At 70.7% G+C, this 19,923-nt stretch carries 19 protein-coding genes; 2 read left to right on the forward strand and 17 right to left on the reverse strand.

Annotation, left to right across the window (positions count from 1 at the left end; genetic code table 11):
• Window positions 1–52: 52 nt before the first annotated feature.
• From TR46_RS23200 to TR46_RS23235, 8 genes are read right to left on the reverse strand one after another with little or no spacing between them, the layout of a single operon-like run.
• The gene (locus TR46_RS23200) at window positions 53–652 is read right to left on the reverse strand and encodes a DUF4913 domain-containing protein (RefSeq protein WP_174505146.1); all 600 of its coding nucleotides are present in this window, start codon (window positions 650–652) and stop codon (window positions 53–55) included.
• Window positions 642–2,381, reverse strand: a complete 1,740-nt coding sequence (locus tag TR46_RS23205) for a type IV secretory system conjugative DNA transfer family protein (RefSeq protein ID WP_042404485.1) — start codon at window positions 2,379–2,381, stop codon at window positions 642–644. Before TR46_RS23205 ends, TR46_RS23200 begins: the two co-directional genes overlap by 11 nt.
• Window positions 2,381–3,907 carry a putative type IV secretion/conjugal transfer ATPase gene (locus tag TR46_RS23210; RefSeq protein ID WP_052433037.1) on the reverse strand — a complete coding sequence of 509 codons (1,527 nt, stop codon included), beginning with the start codon at window positions 3,905–3,907 and terminating at the stop codon, window positions 2,381–2,383. Before TR46_RS23210 ends, TR46_RS23205 begins: the two co-directional genes overlap by 1 nt.
• 25 nt (window positions 3,908–3,932) lie before the next feature.
• Window positions 3,933–5,381, reverse strand: a complete 1,449-nt coding sequence (locus TR46_RS23215) for an SCO6880 family protein (protein ID WP_236655452.1) — start codon at window positions 5,379–5,381, stop codon at window positions 3,933–3,935.
• Window positions 5,378–6,808, reverse strand: coding sequence for a hypothetical protein (locus TR46_RS23220; protein ID WP_052433038.1), 1,431 nt, complete (start codon window positions 6,806–6,808; stop codon window positions 5,378–5,380). The genes TR46_RS23215 and TR46_RS23220 overlap by 4 nt, the downstream gene beginning before the upstream one ends.
• On the reverse strand, window positions 6,805–7,611 hold the full coding sequence (locus TR46_RS23225; protein WP_042404490.1) for a hypothetical protein: 807 nt from the start codon (window positions 7,609–7,611) through the stop codon (window positions 6,805–6,807). Before TR46_RS23225 ends, TR46_RS23220 begins: the two co-directional genes overlap by 4 nt.
• Before the next feature lies 1 nt (window position 7,612).
• Window positions 7,613–7,903: a hypothetical protein gene (locus TR46_RS23230; RefSeq protein ID WP_042404493.1), complete on the reverse strand. Its 291-nt coding sequence runs from the start codon at window positions 7,901–7,903 to the stop codon at window positions 7,613–7,615.
• On the reverse strand, window positions 7,900–8,385 hold the full coding sequence (locus TR46_RS23235) for a hypothetical protein (RefSeq protein ID WP_152626624.1): 486 nt from the start codon (window positions 8,383–8,385) through the stop codon (window positions 7,900–7,902). The genes TR46_RS23230 and TR46_RS23235 overlap by 4 nt, the downstream gene beginning before the upstream one ends.
• 271 nt (window positions 8,386–8,656) lie before the next feature.
• Here TR46_RS23235 and TR46_RS23240 point away from each other — a divergent pair, with 271 nt between their 5' ends.
• On the forward strand, window positions 8,657–9,694 hold the full coding sequence (locus tag TR46_RS23240) for a C40 family peptidase (protein WP_042404495.1): 1,038 nt from the start codon (window positions 8,657–8,659) through the stop codon (window positions 9,692–9,694).
• A 99-nt stretch (window positions 9,695–9,793) separates the two neighbouring features.
• Here TR46_RS23240 and TR46_RS23245 read toward each other — a convergent pair whose 3' ends face one another.
• Genes TR46_RS23245 through mobC form a run of 3 tightly spaced genes read right to left on the reverse strand, consistent with a single transcriptional unit; the run spans window position 9,794 to window position 13,166 of the window.
• On the reverse strand, window positions 9,794–10,954 hold the full coding sequence (locus tag TR46_RS23245) for a hypothetical protein (RefSeq protein ID WP_152626625.1): 1,161 nt from the start codon (window positions 10,952–10,954) through the stop codon (window positions 9,794–9,796).
• Between the two features lie 14 nt (window positions 10,955–10,968).
• Complete coding sequence (locus TR46_RS23250; RefSeq protein ID WP_052433041.1) at window positions 10,969–12,732, reverse strand: relaxase/mobilization nuclease domain-containing protein; 1,764 nt, start codon at window positions 12,730–12,732, stop codon at window positions 10,969–10,971.
• Window positions 12,732–13,166, reverse strand: coding sequence for a plasmid mobilization relaxosome protein MobC (mobC, locus tag TR46_RS38235; protein ID WP_236655453.1), 435 nt, complete (start codon window positions 13,164–13,166; stop codon window positions 12,732–12,734). The genes TR46_RS23250 and mobC overlap by 1 nt, the downstream gene beginning before the upstream one ends.
• 245 nt (window positions 13,167–13,411) lie before the next feature.
• Here mobC and TR46_RS23260 point away from each other — a divergent pair, with 245 nt between their 5' ends.
• Window positions 13,412–13,741: a hypothetical protein gene (locus tag TR46_RS23260; protein ID WP_042404500.1), complete on the forward strand. Its 330-nt coding sequence runs from the start codon at window positions 13,412–13,414 to the stop codon at window positions 13,739–13,741.
• A 260-nt stretch (window positions 13,742–14,001) separates the two neighbouring features.
• On the opposite strand, the gene TR46_RS23265 is transcribed toward TR46_RS23260, so the two are convergent.
• The 6 genes from TR46_RS23265 to TR46_RS23290 form a co-directional block, all read right to left on the reverse strand.
• Window positions 14,002–15,663 (reverse strand): class I SAM-dependent methyltransferase, encoded by a 1,662-nt coding sequence (locus TR46_RS23265; protein WP_152626628.1) that lies wholly within the window; start codon window positions 15,661–15,663, stop codon window positions 14,002–14,004.
• A gap of 593 nt (window positions 15,664–16,256) precedes the next feature.
• Window positions 16,257–16,898 carry a hypothetical protein gene (locus tag TR46_RS23270; RefSeq protein ID WP_042404503.1) on the reverse strand — a complete coding sequence of 214 codons (642 nt, stop codon included), beginning with the start codon at window positions 16,896–16,898 and terminating at the stop codon, window positions 16,257–16,259.
• Window positions 16,899–17,061: 163 nt separating this feature from the next.
• A complete protein-coding gene (locus TR46_RS23275) occupies window positions 17,062–17,676 on the reverse strand; it encodes a DUF6248 family natural product biosynthesis protein (RefSeq protein ID WP_042404505.1) in 615 nt (204 codons plus the stop codon).
• A gap of 94 nt (window positions 17,677–17,770) precedes the next feature.
• Window positions 17,771–18,643 carry a phosphoadenosine phosphosulfate reductase domain-containing protein gene (locus TR46_RS23280; RefSeq protein ID WP_084718860.1) on the reverse strand — a complete coding sequence of 291 codons (873 nt, stop codon included), beginning with the start codon at window positions 18,641–18,643 and terminating at the stop codon, window positions 17,771–17,773.
• A 94-nt stretch (window positions 18,644–18,737) separates the two neighbouring features.
• Complete coding sequence (locus tag TR46_RS23285; RefSeq protein WP_052433043.1) at window positions 18,738–19,127, reverse strand: hypothetical protein; 390 nt, start codon at window positions 19,125–19,127, stop codon at window positions 18,738–18,740.
• Between the two features lie 142 nt (window positions 19,128–19,269).
• Window positions 19,270–19,845 carry a hypothetical protein gene (locus TR46_RS23290; RefSeq protein ID WP_236655454.1) on the reverse strand — a complete coding sequence of 192 codons (576 nt, stop codon included), beginning with the start codon at window positions 19,843–19,845 and terminating at the stop codon, window positions 19,270–19,272.
• Between the last annotated feature and the right edge of the window lie 78 nt (window positions 19,846–19,923).

Raw genomic sequence — 19,923 nt, forward strand, 5'->3', positions numbered from 1 at the left:
CACTCGCGGTACGGCCCCCCATCACTGCTTCCCACGCTGGGCACTCGCCCCCTCAGTCCTCGGCCTGGCTCCAGGCGCTGGGTACCAGGCTGGGCATGCGGTGGTCGATCTGGTGCTCGCCCTTGGTGCAGCCGCTGAACGGGCCCGTGGACCCGCGCAGCTCCCGCAGGGCGGGGTCCAAGTGGTCGCGGTGCCAGGTGCTGGGGCCGGTGTAGCCGCAGGACGCAGGGTCCGTCAGTTCCTGCCAGGCCAGCCACAGCGCGTGCAGACGGGCGATGGCCACCATGTGCTCCCACCACAGGTGGCACCATCGGGCATCGGCTGACGGCTCGGCGAGGTAGCCGGGGACCAGCACCCCCTCCACCCACTCGATCAGGGCCCGCAGCTCGTCGTCGTACTCCGGGGGGTCGAGCAGCAGGATGAACGGCGGGTACTGCCCCTCTTCTTCCGCCTCCTCCTCGGCGGCTTCCCCGCCGGCCGTCTCCTCCTCCTCGGCGGAGGCCTCGCCCGGCTCCTCTTCCCGCTCGCTGGTGAGCGCTCCGAGCTGGGCGGTCAGGCGTGCGACTGCGGCTTTGAGGTCCTCGACGTCCTGGAACATCGTGATGGGGACGTCCATCTGCGGGCCGTCCCCACTGCCGGGGTCAGCTGCCATTGCGGGTGACCTTCCGCAGCTCGTAGGCGCCCACGGCCCGCTTGGTGATGGCGGCTTCCTCGTCGCGCATCTGCGGTCCGATGTGCGCCATCGTCTTCTCCCCGTACCAGGGGCGCAGGCTGATCTGCGCGACCGGCATGCCGGTGGCCATCAGCAGCGCCGTCCCCTTCTTCATCGCCCGGATCTCGGCGGGGTCGAGCACCTGCTCGCGCTGCTCGGACCAGCTGCGGCTATCGCCGCCCTTGCTCTTGGAGTACGAGCCGCGCTGGACGTAGTGCGCGCCCGTCAGGGTGCTGATGTCCCCGGCGAACTTGGCATCGTCAATCCCGACGCCGATGATCTTCTTGGTGGCCGCGCTCCACATGGAGTCCATGCCGACCTCGCCCCAGGCGCGCACGCCCTGACGGTAGGACTGGAGGATGACGAACGGGGTGATGCCGCGGCTGCCCAGGTGTGAGTACAGGTCGGGGAGGTCCGCGATCTTGCAAATGTTGGCGGCCTCGTCCAGGACGGCGCGCATCGGTTCGGACAGGCGGCCGCCCATGCGTTCGCCCGCCTCGGTGCCGGCGGTGAACACCGCGTCGGCAATGGCGGCAACCAGCGCCGAGGACGGGCCGCCCTTCTTGCTCAGCAGGTACAGCGTGTCCTTGCTCGTGGCGAAGGCCTCGGGGTCGAAGCGGGGCCGGTGCTTGTCCGGCAGGACCCACGCCAGGGTCTTCTCGTCGCGCAGCGCGCTCATGGCGGTACGGGCGTTCTGGAAAATGCCCGACTGCGTCTCCTCCGCGATGTTGACAGAGGAGTCGACCTGCTCGGCGAGGACGGGTTCGTGCTGGTACAGGACGCGCAGCGGCGCTTTCTCCTTCGGGTCGGCCAGCCACCGCATGACCTCGCGCACGGTGGCGCCCTCCCACCAGGCGGCCCGGAACAGGCCGGTGAGGAGGTCTCCGGCGGCCTGGCTCCAGAACGGGTCGGCCGACTCGGAGGTGGTCTGGTTGACGAAGTGGCTGGCCAGCCGTTCGGCCCCCTCCAGCGTCTCCGCCTGGGCGATCAGGTCGACCCACACCCCCCGCTCGGCCTGGGCGACGCCCTGGGTGTCGAACAGGAAGGTCTCCCCCGCCTTGGACCGGGTTCCGAGCGTGGCGGCGTAGACGTCGGCCTTGTTGCTGGTCATCAGCAGGGGGCCGGGCGCTTCCTCCGCCACGGGGATCGCAAGGGCGGTCGACTTGCCCGCGCGGGGCGCCATGATGGCGATGTAAGTGTCCTCGTCCGATCCGCGCAGCTCGACGCCGGTCGGCATGTGGTTGCCCAGGATCACGCCCCGGTCCCGGGCGGCGATCTCCTTGGGCTTCGTCTCCTTCAGCGAGGCCCGCAGGCGGGTGGCGGTGCGGGCCGCGTGCTTGGGCGTCAGCTCCCGCACCTGGAACAGGGTGGCCAGGCTGCTGGGGTTGCGGAACCAGCGGACCCCAAGGCGCACGCCCCACACGATGAGCACGACGACGGCCAGGTCCGCCACGGTGGCGCCCACCGCAGAAGCGGTCTGCGAGTGCGGCCACACCGTCGACCACCCGGTGGCCATGTGGAAGGCGGTCAGGGGCGAGGCCGGGGCCACCGGTTCTCCGGTCACCAGTGCGCCGCCTGCCGCACCGGCCCAGGTCGAGGCGGTCAGTGTCACCGCGGCTCCGAACAGGACACCTCCGCCCGCCCAGGCGCGGTCGTTGTCGGTCATCATCAGACGTCGTCCCCCTGCGGCTTACGGGCGTTGTTGTCGGTGCGGTAGAGCCGGGCCTCGGTGGCGGTCAGTTCGGTCGCGGCAGCGATACCGGGCCTGGTCCCGATCTTGATGAGGTACTTGCCCCGGCCGGGGTGCACCTGGTCGCTGGTGTCCAGCCCGGTGCTGGTGGCGGAGGACCAGGACTCGATCATCATGCGTTCCTGCTCGGTCAGGGCCCGCTTGCCGGTGACGCGCCGCAACTCCTCACTGGAGGAGGCGCCGATCACCCAGGTGTCGCAGCGGTCCATCAGGCCGCGGGCCTTGGCCCGGTCCTCCTCGGTGGGCAGGGACTCGGCGTCCAGCAGCGAGTGGGTGACGTAGATCGACACGTCGTCGGTGCCGCGGTTCAGCCGTGAGATCGAGTCCATGGCGTCCACCAGCCCGGGACCCGAGCGCAGAGCGCGCCACATCTCGTCCATCGGCAGCACCAGCTTGCGGTCCATCAGTCCGATGCTGCGGGCGCTGTCGATACTCGAGTACGCGTAGGCCCAGGTGGCGATCATGCCCGCGGACACGACGTCGTTGCCGCGTGCCCTCAGCCCGGAGATGTCCACGGAGACCGCCGGGGCGTTCAGGTCCAGCGGCACGGTGGTGGGTCCGTCGAACATACCCTTGAGCGGGCCGCTGACCAGGTTGTCCAGGCCAGCGATGACCGACCGGGTCAGGTCCAGGTAGGTGTCGTTGTGGGCGGAGAGCTTGTTGCGCAGCTCCTCCGGGGACTGCCGCAGGACGGCGATCACGTCCGTCAGGACCGGGTCGGTGCCGACCAGCGCGTCGGAGGCGAGCTGCACCGCCGTGTTCAGCGCGCTGCGTTCGATCTCGTTGGGGGTGCGGCCAAGGCCCGGCTTCGTGCTGAGCAGGGCACCGAGTGTCTCCAGGCGCCGGCCGCGCAGCACGTCCAGCAGCGCGGCGCGCTCGGTGACGGACAGGAACGGCAGCCGGTCCTTCAACGGGCCCGAGTCCAGAGGGTTCAGGCGCCCGAGGCCGTCCCCGATGCGCACCACGCTCCCGCCGAGCTCGCGCACCATCTGGCTGTACTCGCCCTTGACGTCGCCGGGCACGCACAGCATGTGGCCGTAGGCGACGTAGACGATGCAGATCCGCTTGACCAGGGCGGACTTGCCCGCGCCGGGCTGCGACATCACCCACACACCGGGGTTGGTGGTCAGTGTCCCGGTCCACCCCGACGGGTCGATGCAGACCAGTTCGCCGGTCAGCACGTCGCGTCCCACCGGCACCCCGCGCGGCGGCAGGCCAGAGCCCAGCAGGAACGGGTACAGCCCTCCGACCTGGGTGGTGGGCCCGGTATAGACGGTGCCCGCGTCCTCGACCGGCGCGCGGCCGCTGAACTGCCCGGACCACCCCAACCGCCCGGCGAAGACCCGACGGAGCCGCTTCGCCTCCTGGCGCTGTTCGCGCGAGGGCCGACCGGAGGCGGGTGCCTCCATCCTGCGCGGCGTGAGTACCTTCTGCTGCCTGCTCATCCCGGTTCCCCCTTCACTTCACCCGTCACTTCACCAGCGGGTTGTAGCCGATCGGCAGGCTGGCCGCGAAGACCGCGGCCTGGGCCCCGTAGGCCGGACGAAGCCGGATACCCCGGGTGGCCTTCACCGCGCGCTCCAGCTCCTGCCGCAGGTTCGGCAGCTCGGCGGTGCTGCGCGCGGTGGCGGTGACCATCAGCGTCCAGTCGACCACCTGCGCCCCGCTGGCAGCCATGGACGCTGCCTGCTCCGCCCGCTGGTAGTCGGCCTTCTGGGACCACTTCGCCCGCCCCTTGACCTGGGCGGTGGCTTGCGCGCGCTGCTCGGCGTTGGAAATCTCGCGCTCCAGCACCGCCTCGCCCTCCTGCGGATCGAGGACCCGGTAGGCGATGGTGACCCGGCGCTGGTAGCGCCCGGGGGAGAGCAGGGGCAGCAGCACGCTGTAGGCGATGGGGCGGCGCGGCATCTCGCGCAGCACCCAGCTGATGGAGACCGCCCCGTCGTGCGGGTACTCCTCCCAGTTGTCGTCCGCGGCCACCGGCCCGCACTCACCCCAGCTCAGGTCCTCGAAGTCCTGGTCGCGGGCGTGGAAGACGTCGGGGTCGTAGGCGCTGCGGACGATGCGGCGCAGGTCGACGGCGGTGGCGCGGCGGTAGATGTCGGTGCCGGTGCCGCTGAGGTCCAGGCTGTCCACCACGCGCAGCGTCTCGGCGACCTTGTCCGACAGCTCGGTGGGCGGGGTCGCGGTCGCGGTGGGGTCGATTGTCACGCTCATCCACGGGGCTACCGACGCGGTGGCGCGCGGCGTGGTGCGCACCAGTTCGTCAATGGTGTCCAGCGCCAGCTGCGGGGCGTTGGAGTTGCGGCGCACCTTGACGTCGTCACCCAGGGCCTCGCCGGCGCCGGGGGTGATCTGGATGGTGACCGAGGCGCTCTTGATCTGCTCGTCGGTGCTCATCGCGTCCAACACCGCGCTCCAGGTGCGGATGTTGGCCCGCACGGAGTTGGTCGGCGCCATCAGGCTGCCGCCGGGGGCCAACAGCGTCGTGATGGTCATCCAGTCGGTGGCCCGGTCATGGACTACGCCCACCTTCCGCCCGCTGGTGGGGTCGTGTGCCCCGATCAGCGACGAGGACGCGCCTACGCCCGGCAGGTCCAGGGCGAAGGGCTGCGGGAGCAGGACCTGCCGGTACGCGGTCGCGTCGCTGCGCTGGGCGCGCCGCCAGGCCACGCGCGCCCAGTAGTAGGCCAGGGCTGACATCCCGTGGCGGCGAGCCGCGGCGAGTCCGGCCACCGCGAGGGTGGCCGGAAGGGTGACCACCAAGGTGACAGGCTGCGCGGTGGCCAGGATGCCGTCGGCGGCCAACACTGTGGCCACCGCGATCGTGGCCGTCTTGGACATGCCGCCCAACCCGAACGAGCGCCGGGCGCGGAAGCCCTCGACCCGCAGCATGTCCGGGACCTCATGTGCACTCAACTGCCACCACCTCCGCTTCCCATCTGACCGGCCCCTTGCTGGACCGCGTTGTTGACTCCGTCAAACACCTGGATCGCCATGCCTACAGCGGGTACGGCTCCAGTGGCGGCCGTCCCCGAGCTAACGCCTGCCTTCTGCAGCGAGACGCCAGTGGTGTTCTCCGGCGACGTCATCTGGCCGGGGACCGGCGTGGGGCTGGGGCCCGGTGGCTGGTTGCGGGAGGCTTGGGTGAGCGCGTCCGACCCCTCCTGCTGCTGGTCGTTCTTGTCGCCCTGGTAGCTCTTGGGCATCGTCTGCTCGACGTGCTTGGCGTGGTCCACCGCACCGGTGGGCGGGGCTCCTCCGTCGCTGCTTCCGTCGCCGCCCATGCGAGCGGCGGCCATCCCACCCAGCGCACCCATGGCGCCCATGGCACCGCCCGCCGCCATCCCCGATCCCACCTCGGCGCCGATCGGCGCGAAGATCTTAGTGAGCGGGCCCGGGGCCAGCACGCCCAGGACCAGGGTCGCCACTCCGCGCAGCCACTCCGTGGTGGACGAGGCGTTGCCGACCTCGCTGAACCCCACGCAGATGATCACGGCCAGGATCGGCTTGTAGACGATGATGACCAGGATCGAGGTGATCAGCTTCGGTGCCCACTTCTGGGTGGTCTCCCCGCCCATCCGGCCCGCGCCCGCGATCGGCAGCAGCAGGCACTGGATCGGAATGGCGGACTGGCGAAGGAAGATCAGCACCATCTGGATGAAGCCGACGATCAGCAGCACCAGGACCCCGCACGCCACGATCACCGGATTGGCGATCGCCTCGGGCACCAGCACCTTGAGGATGCGGTCGTAGGCGGCGCTGTCGTTGCCGAAGACGGAGTCGGTCAGACCCTTGGTGAGCTGGTCACCAGCCGTCAGCAGCAGTCCCACCGCGGTCAGGCCGAACACGCTCAGCATCATGTTCTGGGCCCACCCGGCGCAGGCCTTGCCCAGATGTCGGGCCTGGCCGGTGATGGCCATCTTCCCGATCTGCCACATGAAGCCCGCCGCGCCGATGACCAGACCCAGCCAGACCAGCATCCCGTCCAGCGTGGCGTTCGCCCCGAACAGGCCGGTGTCCTCCAACTTCAGCGAGGGGCCTTGCAGCGCGAGCGTGAGCGTGAAGCGGATGCAGGTCTTCGCGAAGTCCTCGCCCGATTTGATCAGGTCTCCGACCTCGGAGTTCCAGATGCTGGCGAACTCCGCCTTGAGGGCGTCGGAGACCACTGAGCCCGCCGCCTTGCACAGTGGGTCGGTGGCGGCGCCGAGGATGCCGCCCAGGCCGATGTCGCACAGGACCCGCCCGGTGGTGCCGACCGGGTCCGCGGCCGCCGGCTGCGCGATGGCGACCGTGCCGAACAGGGCGGTGAGCGCGATCAGCAGCGCGAGAAGACGGCGCCTCATGACGCCTGCCTGATCGCGGTCCACCCGGCGTCGTTGAACGCCGCGTCACCTGGCGCCGCGATCGCGGGCACCTGCGCCTGGCTCTGCGAGGCTTCGGTGGAGGCCTGGATACTCAGCTTCCAGTCCCCGCCCTGCCAGACCACGCCCACCGTGGTGACGGTGTAGTCGTCCTTCTCCGCCACGGTCTCACCGGCCTTCTGCGACACCTTCGTCAGCAGGAAGGCGGTGACCTGGACGGGGGAGGACTGGATCACCTTGAAGCCGACCACGTTGGTGCGCACGAACGCGCCGCTGGGCAGCGGCCCGGAGGCGGGCAGTCCAAGCGCGCTGCGCTCGGACGCCTCGGTCTGCGCGGCACGGTCCCGGATCTGCTGCTCGCTGGCCGCGCTCTTGTCGGCGGCGTCCATGTACGTGTTGTAGATCGCCAGTTGCTGGTCAGCGGTACTGGTGGCCCCCTCCACGTTGACCGTGCTGGCGGACACCAGCATCGCCACCGCCCCGTCCGCGGTCTGCGGGAAGCCCACCTGGTCGCCGTTGGCGACCGTCCGCGCGCCCCTGGGCATCGCCAGCCACCGCAGCGGCTCGGTCCAGGTGCTCGGGATGGTGACCGTGGGCACCGGGATCGGCGACGCGCTCGAAGTCGGCGCGCTCGACGAGGACGGCGTGCCGTCATTCGACGGCGTAGCCGAATTGTGGCTGCTGCCCGACAGTGCCGCGTAGCCGGTCAACCCGAGCACCGCGGCCACCGCCACCCCGGTCACCCACAGCAGCCCCCTGCCGCTGCCTCGCTGGTTGCGTCGCATCTCAGCCGCCCGCGATGCCATTGAGGATGGCGATCAGCGAGCTCGCCAACAAAATCGCAGCGACACCGGAGCCCATCCACTTGAACGGCTCGCTGCCGCCGCCGTTGCGGCCCTTGTCGCTGATCGCCAGCTTGTAGACGCCGAACCCGGTCGCCGCCACCCCCGCCAGCACCAGGACGTACAGGCCGTAGCCGAAGATCGTGCTGATCGTCCCATCCAAGCCCGGGATCTTCGTGGGCTTGGCATTTGGAATCAGACCCGCTAGCAGCATGGTCGTCGCCTTGGTCATCATGCGTTCTTCCCCTCCAGCCGGCGGCACAGCTTCGCGGCCGCTCGAATCACATCTGCGTCTTGAATGGCGTCCCCAGGTCCTTCAACGGTGCGCAGCACCGGCAGGTACGGCACCAGGGCGATCCCGGCAAGGCGTGCGCTCAGCGCCCGCAGCCGGTAGCGCGCCGCCGGGGCCGGCGCGGCCGGGACGTCAGCCACCAGCACCAGCCAGGGCTTCGGTACATGGGCTGGCCACTGCCTGAGCAGGTTCTCGATCAGCACCGTCGCGTAGACGGTGCTCGGGGCAACCAGCACGGGCTGCGCTCCGAACGGCACCGGCTCCCCCGGGTGCAGGACCCTCGCCCGGCCGCCTGCACCGTCGACGCCGTCCAGCATCAGTGCCACGGTGGCTACCGCGATGTCGTGCCCGTGAACTGGCGTCAGCGCGTACTTCAACGCAGCCAGTGGTTGGTAGATAGGCGCTACAGCCTGATTCGTCGTCATATCGCCGCGCCCCCGTGCGTGTGCTGTTTGAAACGTCTTTGGCTCCCTGGGACTACAGAGACTAACGTGACGGGACGACAGTGGAAGCTGGCATTTGTTTCGCTGGCCAGGGACTCCTCCCGAAACGACACGGGAACGGGAGCCATTCTGGGGGCCGGAAACGTGGGCGAATGCCCACGAACTGACGTTCCGACAGCCGTATCGTCCCGGCCGACGGCAGGGACGCTGCACTCGAACGGGTTGCGGCCATACGTGGCCGATCGGGGGATAGATGTCGAAGATTCTGGCGGGCGCAGGGGCCGCTCTACTCGCTCTGATCGGGCTGCTGGTGCTCGCACTGGTGAGCGTGATCTCCAGTCAGCAGACGGCTACCGCCTCCGCCACCGCAGCACTGACCGGCGTACCGGACGCCTTCGTCCCGTGGATCACCCGGGCCTCCCAGCAGTGCCCCCACCCTGCTCTGAGCACGGCTCTGCTCGCAGCCCAGCTCAACCAGGAGAGCGGCTTCAACGTCCGCGCACTGAGCCCGGTGGGCGCCGAGGGCCCCGCCCAGTTCATGCCTGGCACCTGGGCGACCTGGGGCCGCGACGACGACGGCAACGGCAGCGCCTCCCCCTACGACATCGGCGACGCGGTCATGGCCCAGGGCCGCTTCATGTGCAGCCTGATCGGGCAGGCCATGTCCTCCGGCATCCCCGGCGACGTCCAGGCGCTGGCTCTGGCCGGCTACAACGCCGGGTGGGCTGCTGTTCAAAACGCTCACGGCATCCCCCCGTACAAGGAGACGCAGGACTACGTCACAACCATCCTGGCCTCGATGGCGAAGTTCCAGGGCGGAGCCATCCTGGCCTCGTCGGTCACCGGCAGCGGCACCGGGCCCGACGCCGTGCGCAGGGCCATGACCCAGCTCGGCGTCGCGTACTCCTACGGCGGCGGCTCCCCGAACGGTCCCACCACCGGGTCCTGCGACGGCGACGGCGGCAGCGTGAACGGCAGGTGCGTGGCCAGCACCACCGTCGGCTGGGACTGCTCCAGCCTCGCCCAGTACGCGTACTGGCCCACCCGGCAGCTGCCGCGCACCGCCGCCGCCCAGTACTCCGCCACCGCCAACCACCCCGTCGCCCAGGCGGACCTGCGCCCCGGAGACCTACTCTTCTGGAGCCACGGCGGCGACACCGGCATCTACCACGTGGCCATCTACGCCGGCAGTGGCCAGATGGTCGAGGCGCCGCACACGAATGACGTGGTGAAGATCGCTCCGATCGGATTTATGCCTGCCTCGGACTACTACGGGGCGACCCGCCCGTAGGGCTCGACGCAGCTCCCGCAGGGCATGCGAGCCGGAGCAGAACGCAGATGCGCCGCAGACCGGAAGTCGGTCTGCGGCGCACCTGCATCGGACGGCGCCCTACCGGCCCTTGCCGCTCTTCGCCGCGGTCTTCGGCGCGGCCTCCCGGTGTGCGGCCACCCCCGCAGTAGCCGGGGCCGCACCCTTCGCGGCCGCCTTAGTAGGGCCCACGCTCGGCGACGTCGACCGGGCCGCCGCGGTGTTCACCTTCGCCCGCGATTCCCCCTGTTCCACCGCAGCACCGAGCGGCTTACGCAGCGCATTGGTGGTGGCCTGGACCAGCCGCGGGCGCATCGTCGGCTGCGGCCCCGGCTTCCAGGAGAGGTCACTCGACAAGCGGGCCAGGTGGGGCTCCACCGACTGCCCCTTGCTCTCCATGTCGGCCATCCGCGCCGCAAGCAGCGGCCACTGCCGCGCCGTCACCAACAGGTCCGCCTCCGAGTCCAAGCCGGGCATGGCCTTACGCACCATGCCGATGTACCGCTCGTTCTCCGACTTCGAGATCGCCAGCTGCTGGAGCGCCCGAGCCCGATTGCCCAGATCCAGATCCTTGGGAACGTCCAGCCCGGTCGTCATCGGCCCGTACGACACCTTCGCGTCGTGGCTCGTGGTCGGCACCGTCGCTGCTTCGAGCACCTTGGCGACGGCCTTATCGACGCCCACGCCCTCCTCATGGGCGGACGCCAGAATCGCCCTCACGTTGACGCCGCGCTCGTGCAGCTGCGCCATCGTCGCAGCCATCTCCGGCCACGCCGGGGACGACAGGATCGCCTCCCGCACTGGCCCCGCCGGCAGCGTCTCGCGCAATGCCCTGGCCCACTCGTCCGTACCCTCGCGCGCCACCCGCTCCGCGTTCGCCGCCACCTGGTCGCGCACCGTCACGGCAATCTCGCCGACGCGCGGGAGCAACTCCTCCAGCTTGACCCCGGCGGCCTTGAGCGCCATCAGCTGCTGCGCGAGCTGGGGCCAGTCCGCACCCTCCAGCAACGCCGTGCTGATGTCCGGCGGCAGGAACTTCTTCACCTCCTCCGAGGCCTGAGCCGCCGACTCCTCGGCATCGGGAAGTTCCTCCTCCTTCCCGGCCCGGTTCTGCTGCTGGCGACGGACAGCGTCCGCAATGGCCATGACCAGACGGAACGACATCACAGAGGTCTGCACCGCCTCGGCGGCGGCCTCCGCGAACGCCTCCCCGGCCCGATCCTCTGGCACCGGTGTTGCCATGTTCTCTCCCCTCGTTACCGGGCCCGCCTGGGGCCCTTGCGCTGCTCTTCGCCCGGCCGACGTGTCACTCCGGGTGCTGCCGTCTTGCGCGGCGTACCGGTGCGACCGGTGCCGCCCGCGGACGTCGGCGACGGGTTCTTGACGGGGGCGGCCACAGACGCATCGCGCTGCCGCTGCCACCCGTACAGCCTCCATGTAAGCACCTCGGCGACCGAGTCCGCTGAGTCCAACTCCCGGATGGAGGCGACTGCCGCGAGGATCTCGGCCGGGTCCTCCCCCGTCTTCTCGATGTCCGCCAACCGTGTGCGCAGTGCGGGCCACGCCGAGTCCGCGAGCACGGCAGGGGCATGCCCGGGAACAGCCTCCTGGAGCACGCCCGCCATCAGCCGCTCGCCCGCGACCGACGGCGCCGCACGGCCTCCGGCTGGCCGGGCTTGGGCGCGCTTCGGGCGGGGCCGGTACGTACGTGCCGCGCTCGCGCCGGCGGTCACCTCGACGGCTTCACGCAGCAGTCGACCGGCCCGGCCAGCAGCCTCCGCCTGGGCGCGGTGCTCCTGCGCCTGGTGCCAGCGGCGGGCAGCCTCGATCGCGGTCACCAAGGCCAGCAGGAAGCCCAGTGCGGCGACCGTGTCACTGCGTCCGGCTGCGGCCGACGATTGGGACAGCAGCTGTGACGACTCCCGGTACAGGGCACGTGCCTGACCCTCCAGCGCACGGTCCCCCGGGGCGCGCGAGGCGCGCTCGAACTCGTACGCCGTGTCCTTCATCTGACCGCGCACCATGCGCGGCGAGATCACTGCCGCGATGACAATGAGGTCGCCCAGCGCCGCGACGTCTCCGGCCCCCTGATGCAATCCGCCCGCGCCCAGAAGGTCGGCGGCCGCGCGCACCCGCTGCTCGGCCTCGCGCCACATCTCCGCCGGCGCAATCGTGGGCACGGACACCGGGATCGCCCAGCGCTCCCGCACGCGCGGAAGGGACAGGTCCGCGGCGAGCCGGGCGCCAGGAAACCACACCGGAGTCTGTCCGGTGTCACGGTCGCCGGGCATGGCCACCGAGTACCCGGTGATGTTGCCGTCCGGTGCCACGCGCTGCTTCACCCGCACACCGGCGGCGGTCAGCCTGGCGAAGAAGTCATCGTCGCTCACGGCGGCGGCCGCGGCCTCGCGCACCGTCCGCTGGAGCGTCTCGCGCACTGGCTCCGGCAGACCGCGCCGGGCCGCTTTCTCCTGCTCTCCTGTCTTCGGCCACTTCTTCGCCGTCTTGTCGCCGTGGGTCAGTCGCCGCAGTCCGAACTCGACCTCGAACTTCCGCGCGGCCGCGTGCATCTTGGGGATGTCCTGCCGCAGCCGCGGCTGCCGACCGTCCTGCCGGGCCTGCGTCGCGACGATGTGGATGTGGTCGTCAGCATGCCGGATCGCCACCCATCGGCAGGCCTGATCGTCTCCGTGCTCGGCGATGCCGGAGGCGTGCATCATCTCGCGGGCGACCCGCGCCCATTCTTCGTCCGTCAAGAGGCGGTCCTCGGGCGCGTTGCGTACCGCCACGTGGTACACGTGCTTGGCCGGGCGCTTGCCCAGCAGAGCGTGAACCGGGGCGTCCATGATGAGCGCCAGGTCGGCAATCGTCATGTCCGCCGACCGCGCCGGGTCATCGACGTACGGGTCATCCCACGACGCCACCATGTGCGGGTCGGTGTGCTCGTCACGCTTGCCCGGACCGTACAGGTAGTCCAGCAGTCCCCAGGTGTCGTCACCCTCCCTGGCCTTCTTCGGCATCACGAGCGCGGCCGCCGCTCGCGCATCACCTGAAGCGTCGCCTCATCCATGCGACGGACCGACTGGAGCACCGCCTCCATCGCGGCCAAAAGCTGATCGCCGGTCACCGTCCCATCGGCGTTCAATGCCTTCGCCATCTGGTTGACGTTGTTGCCGATACGCGAGACCTGGTTGCGCGCCTGGATCAACTCGGCGAGAACGTCACGGGCATCGACCGAGACTGGGACGACCTTCTCCGTCGCAACGTCCAGGGCAGCGGTGCCAACCCAGGAGGCAAGGGCTTGATTGTCGCGCGCGGCGGCCTCGGTGACGATGGCCAGCTCGGTGCCACTGTAGGACACAAGGAAGCGGTTGGTGCGACGTCCATCGGCTTCGCGCTCGCGACGGCGCTTCGGTGCCCGGCGCCGGCCATCGGCCGGTGACGAATCTGTCACAGAAGCCTCCCTTCCAACCACCCGGTCCGTCCTCGGACCAATGATCACAGAGCCGCCACCCTACCGGGCGGACGGCGAGTGATCACGCTTACTGATATCAGTAAGCACTAACTCGCTTCCGGTGGCTAAGGCCGCCGGAAGCGCTCTACGAGATTGGTCGTGCCCTATCGGGTAGGGCACGAATACTGCCGCGGCAGGGGTGCGCCATCGCCGCCGCCGGCTGGCTGAGCCAGTACGATCACGCCATGGCGAGAGCGAACGACATCATGCAGCGGATGAGGCAGGTCCAGGCGGCGCGCGAGAAGGCCTTCGAGCCGCTCGCGGAGATCCTGGGACAGCGCGCGGAACTCCAGCACCAGCTGGCTGAGCTGGACGCACCGTACGGCGAGGCGTTCGCCGCTGCGGAGGCGGCCGGGTGGACGGCGGTGGAGTTGCAGGCCATCGGCGCCGAGCAGCCCGTGAAGCCTGCGAAGGTCCGTACGCGTAACCGGCGGACAGCACCGAAGGGGGCACCAGAGGACACTGCGGAGGAGTCGGCGTCCGCGCCGCCGGCGGGAGCCACGACGGCCCCGTAGGAAGCCGCCAGCATGTCGCCACGCCGACCACTGGCAGCAACTCCAGATCACCAGCGAGAACGCGCAGAGAGGGCCCCGCGATGCGGGGCCCTTCGCGTTGCGGCGGACCTGATCCGCTGGTGGTCAAGAGCCCCTCGCGGTGCAGTCCGCAGAGTGCAGCAATCCAGTTTTCTGGAACACGCAGCAGCGACCGGCGCTGGAAGCGCCGTAGCGGGCCACTGTTCTCCAGTGGCCCGCCGGGGCTTCGCCGTAGGGGTGGGTCAGGCTGCGGCGAACAGCTCCAGCTGCTCGACCGCCAGGTGGTCGGCGTGCTGCGCGCGCTGGGCTGGAATGCCGATGTCGGTGGCCTGGTCCGGGTGCGCCGCATCCAGCTGGTAGAGCGTCGCCTGGTAGGTGACCGTCGGCTGGTACCAGTCCTCGCCCTGGACTGCGGCGGAGACGGCGGCGCCCATGAACGGGCTCACCGGGTCGGCGATCATCTGCGCCACGTTCCGCACTCCCCTGGCTCCCCGGCGCGTGGGGATGTAGGTCCACGGGTAGTTGCGGCGGAAGCCGACCAGGATGCCGAGTTCGGGCAGGGTGATCGTGGTGGTTCCCTCGCCCTGGGGAACGTCGGCCGGGCGGAACCGGATGCCGTACCAGGTGGCAGTGACGCACTGGCCGGTGTCGTTGAGGGGGAAGGAGCCGCCGCCCAGCGGGTTGCCGGTCTCGGGGTTCACCCGGCGCTTGCCGCGGGTGTCGGCCCACCAGTCCGAGGGGAGCTTGAGCGCGGCCGCGACGGTCACCTTCGGCAGGGCGGGGCGTCCCTGGTAGGGCTCGATTCGACGGTTGAGCTCCGGTGCCCAGTCGGGCAGTCGGCCGGTGCGCTTGAGGACGTGGGACCACATCGTCCGTGCCGCCTGGTCGCCGTCCACATGGTCCGCGTAGCGGGGCTTCTCGTAGCGGGTGGCGACCATCCACGCGCGCTCGCGGTGGGTGGCCGCACCGTAGTCGGCGGCGTCTTCGATCTGCCATGAGCACCAGGACCAGCCGAAGCCCTCGACGCTGACGATCTCGGACTGAATGGCCTCTGCAAGGGCCGGGCTCTGGCGGAGCAGGTTGGCGCTCTGCTCCATGGTGATGGACACCAGCGGGGCACCGTTCTGGACCAGGCACATGGGCCAGATCAGCATCTCGGCCATGAGCGCGGTGCGCTGGTCGGAGACCGCGCTCGCCGCCCACTCGCGGAAGGCTGCGGGGGTCATGGTGGGGGGAAGGTGGCCACCGCCGCAGCCCTCGCCCCAGTCGGCGTCGGGGTGGTCTTCCATGCCGTCCAGGACGTCGCCGAAGTAGCTGTGCGGGCCGCCGTAGAGGCTGCACAGATCGTCCACCTCCAGGAAGCCGAAGGCCTCGCTGGCCTGCCACATGATCGACTGGAGTTCGCTGATCTCAGCCGCGTTCCAGCCCGAATGCTTGCCCGCCCCGGAGAGGGTCTGGCATGGCGGTGAGCCGTGGAAGCGGCGCACGCCCCGCAGGACCGGGTGGCGCGGGTCCAGGGTGCGGATGTCCGCCTCGACCACCCAGTGACCGGCGGCCCGGGCGGTGGCTGCGGCGTCCCGGTTGCACTCGATCAGCACCCAGTCGCCGCTGTTGTCCACCAGTGCACGCCCCGCCGACATTCCGCCCGGGCCTCCGAAGGCCTCGATCCCGCGTTCGGGACTGCCCGGGGTCCAGGGGCGCGCCCAGTGCGGCGGGTAGGGGTATGCGACCTCGGTGCAGGTGCGGCAGTCGGCGCACTGCGCGCCGGTGCCGCACACGATGCAGTCGGCGCACGTCCAGCCGTCCCACGCCAGTACCGCCGGCTGGAAGCCGTTCGCGTAGGGTCGCCCGTCCTGGTCCGTCGCCGCGTCGGTGGTGCCGTCGCGCACAGGGGTACTCACCATGACCGTCCTTGATCGTTGGGGTTCTCGGTGTGGCCCGGGGGCCGGTGTCGGGAGGGGATTCCCGCCCCCTTTCGACATGACCAATACTCTCAAGTTTTGGACTGTGAGTCAACCGCGACGCCCCATAAATCCGCAGGTCGGAAGGGATTTTGAGGGCGTCTCAGTCGCCGTTCTTCGCCCTCCTGATGTCCGCCTTGCGACCGATTGCCCGGGACGCAGCGTCCTCTGTCGGGCAGGCTGGGACCACGTGAATGCCGGGAGCCCTGGGGCCTTGGCATAGCCAGGTCGTCCCCACCGGGCGGGCCTCTGGGCAGCTCGTGGCGGAGGCCCGGGAGCCGGACGGCGGCCACGCCGGAGGGCGCTCCCCGTACGGCGAGCAACCACTCCATCGCGGTTGTCGTCCCGGGGTCTGGGACCACGGGTCGGCACCGTTCCCTGTGCTACGAACTGCACCTTGGGCACGGGCGTGATGGCGAAGCGTTGTCCGGCCATCGTCCGTTGCACGGGCCGCTGACCGCGTGCGGCCGGACGGCGACGGCCACCACTCTGGGACCGGTTTGCACCGGCCGTGCGGGCGGCAGGTGCTGCCTCTGCTACCGGGCTTCCTTGCGGGCCTGGGTGACGATCGCCCTCCAGGTGCTCAGGGATTGGCCGTGGCGCTCGGCGAGCATCGCGGCCACGTCTCCGGCCTTCCTGGAGGGCATCGCGGCCAGCGCCTCGGCGGCCAGCTGGACGCGTGAGTCGGGCGTCGTCGCCTTCGCCGCGCGGACTGTGGGGTCGGGTCCGGAGGGGCGTCCCCCGGTGGTGCCGAACCCGCTGGCGGGATCGTCTGCCCATGCCCAGAGTTGGGCTCGGGTGCGGTACTCGCGGGTGCGGGTGGGCAGCTCCTCGACGCGGACCGGGGCGGGCCACCGCGGAGGCGGGCTCTTGGCGTACTGGGTGATCCGGGCCGGGTCGACGCCGAGCACGCGGGCCTGCTTCGCCGGCGGGAGCGGCTCGTCCGGGTCGCCGCTGCGGTCGATGCCGGACAGGTCCCGGGGCTGCTTTGGCAGCGCCTCGAACCAGGCGCTCCACGCCCCGACGTCCCAGTGCATGACGCCGTCGAAATCGCGGGGCGCCGGGTGGCCGTTGGCGTCCCGTTCGCTCCACAGTGCGCCCAGGGTGGCCCGGCTGTAGCCGCTGTGCTCGATCAGGTCCTCGCGGGTCGCCCACTGGCGACCGTCGACGTCTCTCACGGGTGTGCTCCTGGTGGTGGTCGGTCTGGATACGATGATGCCGGTTCGGTTTTGGGTCTGTTGAGGACCCTCGGTGGCCGGACCGCACGGCCCGGCGGGATTCCCACGCTTTTGCGCCCCGCCGGGCCCCTCGCTGTCCGGCCCCGGATAGCCGGGCGACCCGTCAGAACAGGGCGCCCTGCGTCTGGTCGGCAGGCTCAGCGGCTCGGGCGCGTCGGCGCCCCGCTCGCGCGCTGCCCCCCTCCGTCTGGCGGCCGGAGTCGGCCTTGGCCGGTCCGGCTTCGGCCGCAACCGGCGGTGCGGACTCGACAGGGAGCGGGCCGTCCTTGGGGCAGGGGCACCGGCACCACCAGGCGCACGGCGCGTCGTCCAGGCGGAGGAGGACCTGCGCGACGGCCACGCCCTGGGCGTTGTGCACCTGGTCGGTGTTGTCGTCCACGTCCGGACCGCACTTCTGCCGGTGGACGCACAGGTCGCAGCGGCCGGAGAGGCAGTTCCAGCAGGTGCCCCGCTCGCAGTTCGCCCAGCGGCGGAACCCGAACGGGTACTTGGCCTCGATCACCTGGTGGTGCCCGGGCCACACCTGCTCGCGCACCCACGCGCCCTCGTTCTCGCCCATCGGCGACGCGTTGGGCACCGGGTCCACGATGCCCATGATCAGGGCCGCCTGGAGGTTCAGTAGCGGGATGTCCCGTACGAGCTCGCGCTCCTCGGCGGTGAGGGTGCGCTGGGGGCGTCGGATGACGGGGCGGGCGGTGGTGCTCATGGTCTCGTTCATGCTGGGTCCTTCGAGGTTGAGGGATTCGGTGTGGCGTGCGGCCGCCGGTGGGGGAGCGGGATTCCCGCCCCGCTCCCCCACCGGCCCGGGCCGGTCAGCTCCGGGCGCGCTCGATGATCTCCCGCAGGCTGATGGACTTCTTGAACTGCTGGCCCATCTCGACCTCGGCCTCGGCGTACTCGGCGAACAGCTGCGGGTTGAGCTGCGCGGAGCGCACCAGGTCGTCGGTGTGGGCGAGCGGGCAGGCCCGGCAGCTCAGGCGCCGCATGCCCTGGTCGTAGGCCTCGTGGTGCTCGATGCCGTTGTCCCGGTGGATCTGCCACACCTGCTCGGTGGTGAGCTGATGGATCGGCAGCCACGTCGTCACGACCCGCTTCGTGCCCTTGCCGCTCATCCGGTTGCGCTCCATCTCCGGCTTCTTGGCGCGGGCGGCGGACTCTTCGGCGCGCATACCCATCGCGTAGCCGACCCGGGGCGCGCGCCCCAGGTTCAGCTCGGCGCCGATCTCGTCCACGTAGTCGCGCCCGACGGCCGTCTTCGTGTCGCTCGTGCAGAAGCGCGCGAAATGCCCGGGCCAGTTGCCGTGGGACCGAATCCGCTCCCACAGGGAGCCCCACCGCTGGCTACGGCGTACGGCGAAGGGGACCTGGTACTGCTCGGCGTGCGAGCGCGCGACTTCGAGCGCACCGGGCCACTCGATCAGGTGCCCCTGCGCGGTGCTGCCGAGGTCGCAGTGCAGCACCCGGACCTTGTGCAGCTGGCCCGCCGCGTCGGCCCGGGTGCACACCTCGTGCACGGTGGCACCGCTGTCTTTGCCGCCGCTGTCGCCGACCACCACGAAATCGACGGCGTCGAAATCGAACTCGGCCGCGGGCGCGGCCGGCGCGACGGCGGCCAGGGCGAACAGTTCCATCTGCGCGGCGGCACAACCGGTGCCGCACGGCGGGGTGAAGGGGATCTTCGTCACAGTTCTCTCCTCGTTGAGGCGTTCGGTGTGGTGGTGCCAGGCCCCGGTGGGGGAGCGGGATTCCCGCCCCGCTCCCCCACCGGACAGGGGCCGGTCACCTGCTCCGGTCGGCCCGGGCGTAGTTGTGGAAGTCGTCGCTGCCGGGGAACTCGGTCGGCTCGGCGACCGGCGCGCACAACCAGCTTCCCGGCGGGCCGGGCGTCTCCTGCTGCCCGCTGAGCCAGCGGTAGATGTCCGGCTGGACCTCGAAGAGACCGCCGTCCCACTCCTCCGCGTAGAACTGCGAGTTGCCGCCGAACCCGTACTCGTCCACGTGGTCCCAGACGCAGACCAGGTACGGGCCGCCCTCGTCGTAGATGCGACCGAAGACGGCCCGGATGTCGTCGGCGCTGTACCCGTCCTCGAACCGGCCGTGCAGGTCGGCGATGTCGGCCAGCAGGCCCGGGAATCGCGGGTCCTGGTCGTCGTACTCGGGGTCCGTCATTGTCGGTTCCCTTCCGGGGAGAAGTTGAGGTTCTTCGGCGCCGCCCGGGCGGGGATGCCCGTCCCGCCGGCGTCAGGGTGATGTGGTGAGGTCGGTGCTGCCCGCCGGTCCCGGGAGGGTCCGGGACCGGCGGGCGCCGGGGCTACTGCTGGTAGGCGGCGATCAGTTCGCGGACCTGGTCCTCGCCGATGCATCCGCCGTCGTGGCGGTAGATGCTCGGCGGGTTGCCGTTGCGCCCACGGTGGTGGGACCAGTACCGGACGCCGGACCAGCCGCACAGCTCGCAGGCCAGGTACCAGGGGTTGTCGCTGCCCGGGAAGCCGTGGAGCACGACCCGCCAGTGGTGCTCAGTGAGTCCGGCGAAGGCGATGCGGGCACCGAGGAGGTTGCGGGCGCTGGCGGGCATCCGCGGGTGCAGCAGGGGCACCGGGCCGTGCAGCGGCTGCGGGGCCTCGGCGCGGACCTGGTCCAGCGCGACCGCCGCGATTGCACCGGCGGCGTACTCCTCGACCAGGTAGGTGGCGGCCATGTCGATGCCCTTGGTGCCGGTCGGCGGGCGACGGAGATTGTGCTCGCCCTCGGTGGTGACGACCAGCCAGTCCCGGTGCCAGCGCATGGCCTGGCCGATGACCCGGTCCTTTCCGATGATCACGGGGTAGCGGCATTCGATGTCCGGCTCCCCGATGCGGAACGGCAGGGTGGCGGTGGTGGTGCTCATGTTCTTGCTCCTTGTTGGGGTTCTCGGTGTCGGGCCCCGGCGGGGTGGACGGGATTCCCGCCCCGTCCACCCCGCCGG

The sequence above is a fragment of the Streptacidiphilus carbonis genome (assembly GCF_000787775.1).
GTDB classification, from domain to species: domain Bacteria; phylum Actinomycetota; class Actinomycetes; order Streptomycetales; family Streptomycetaceae; genus Streptacidiphilus; species Streptacidiphilus carbonis.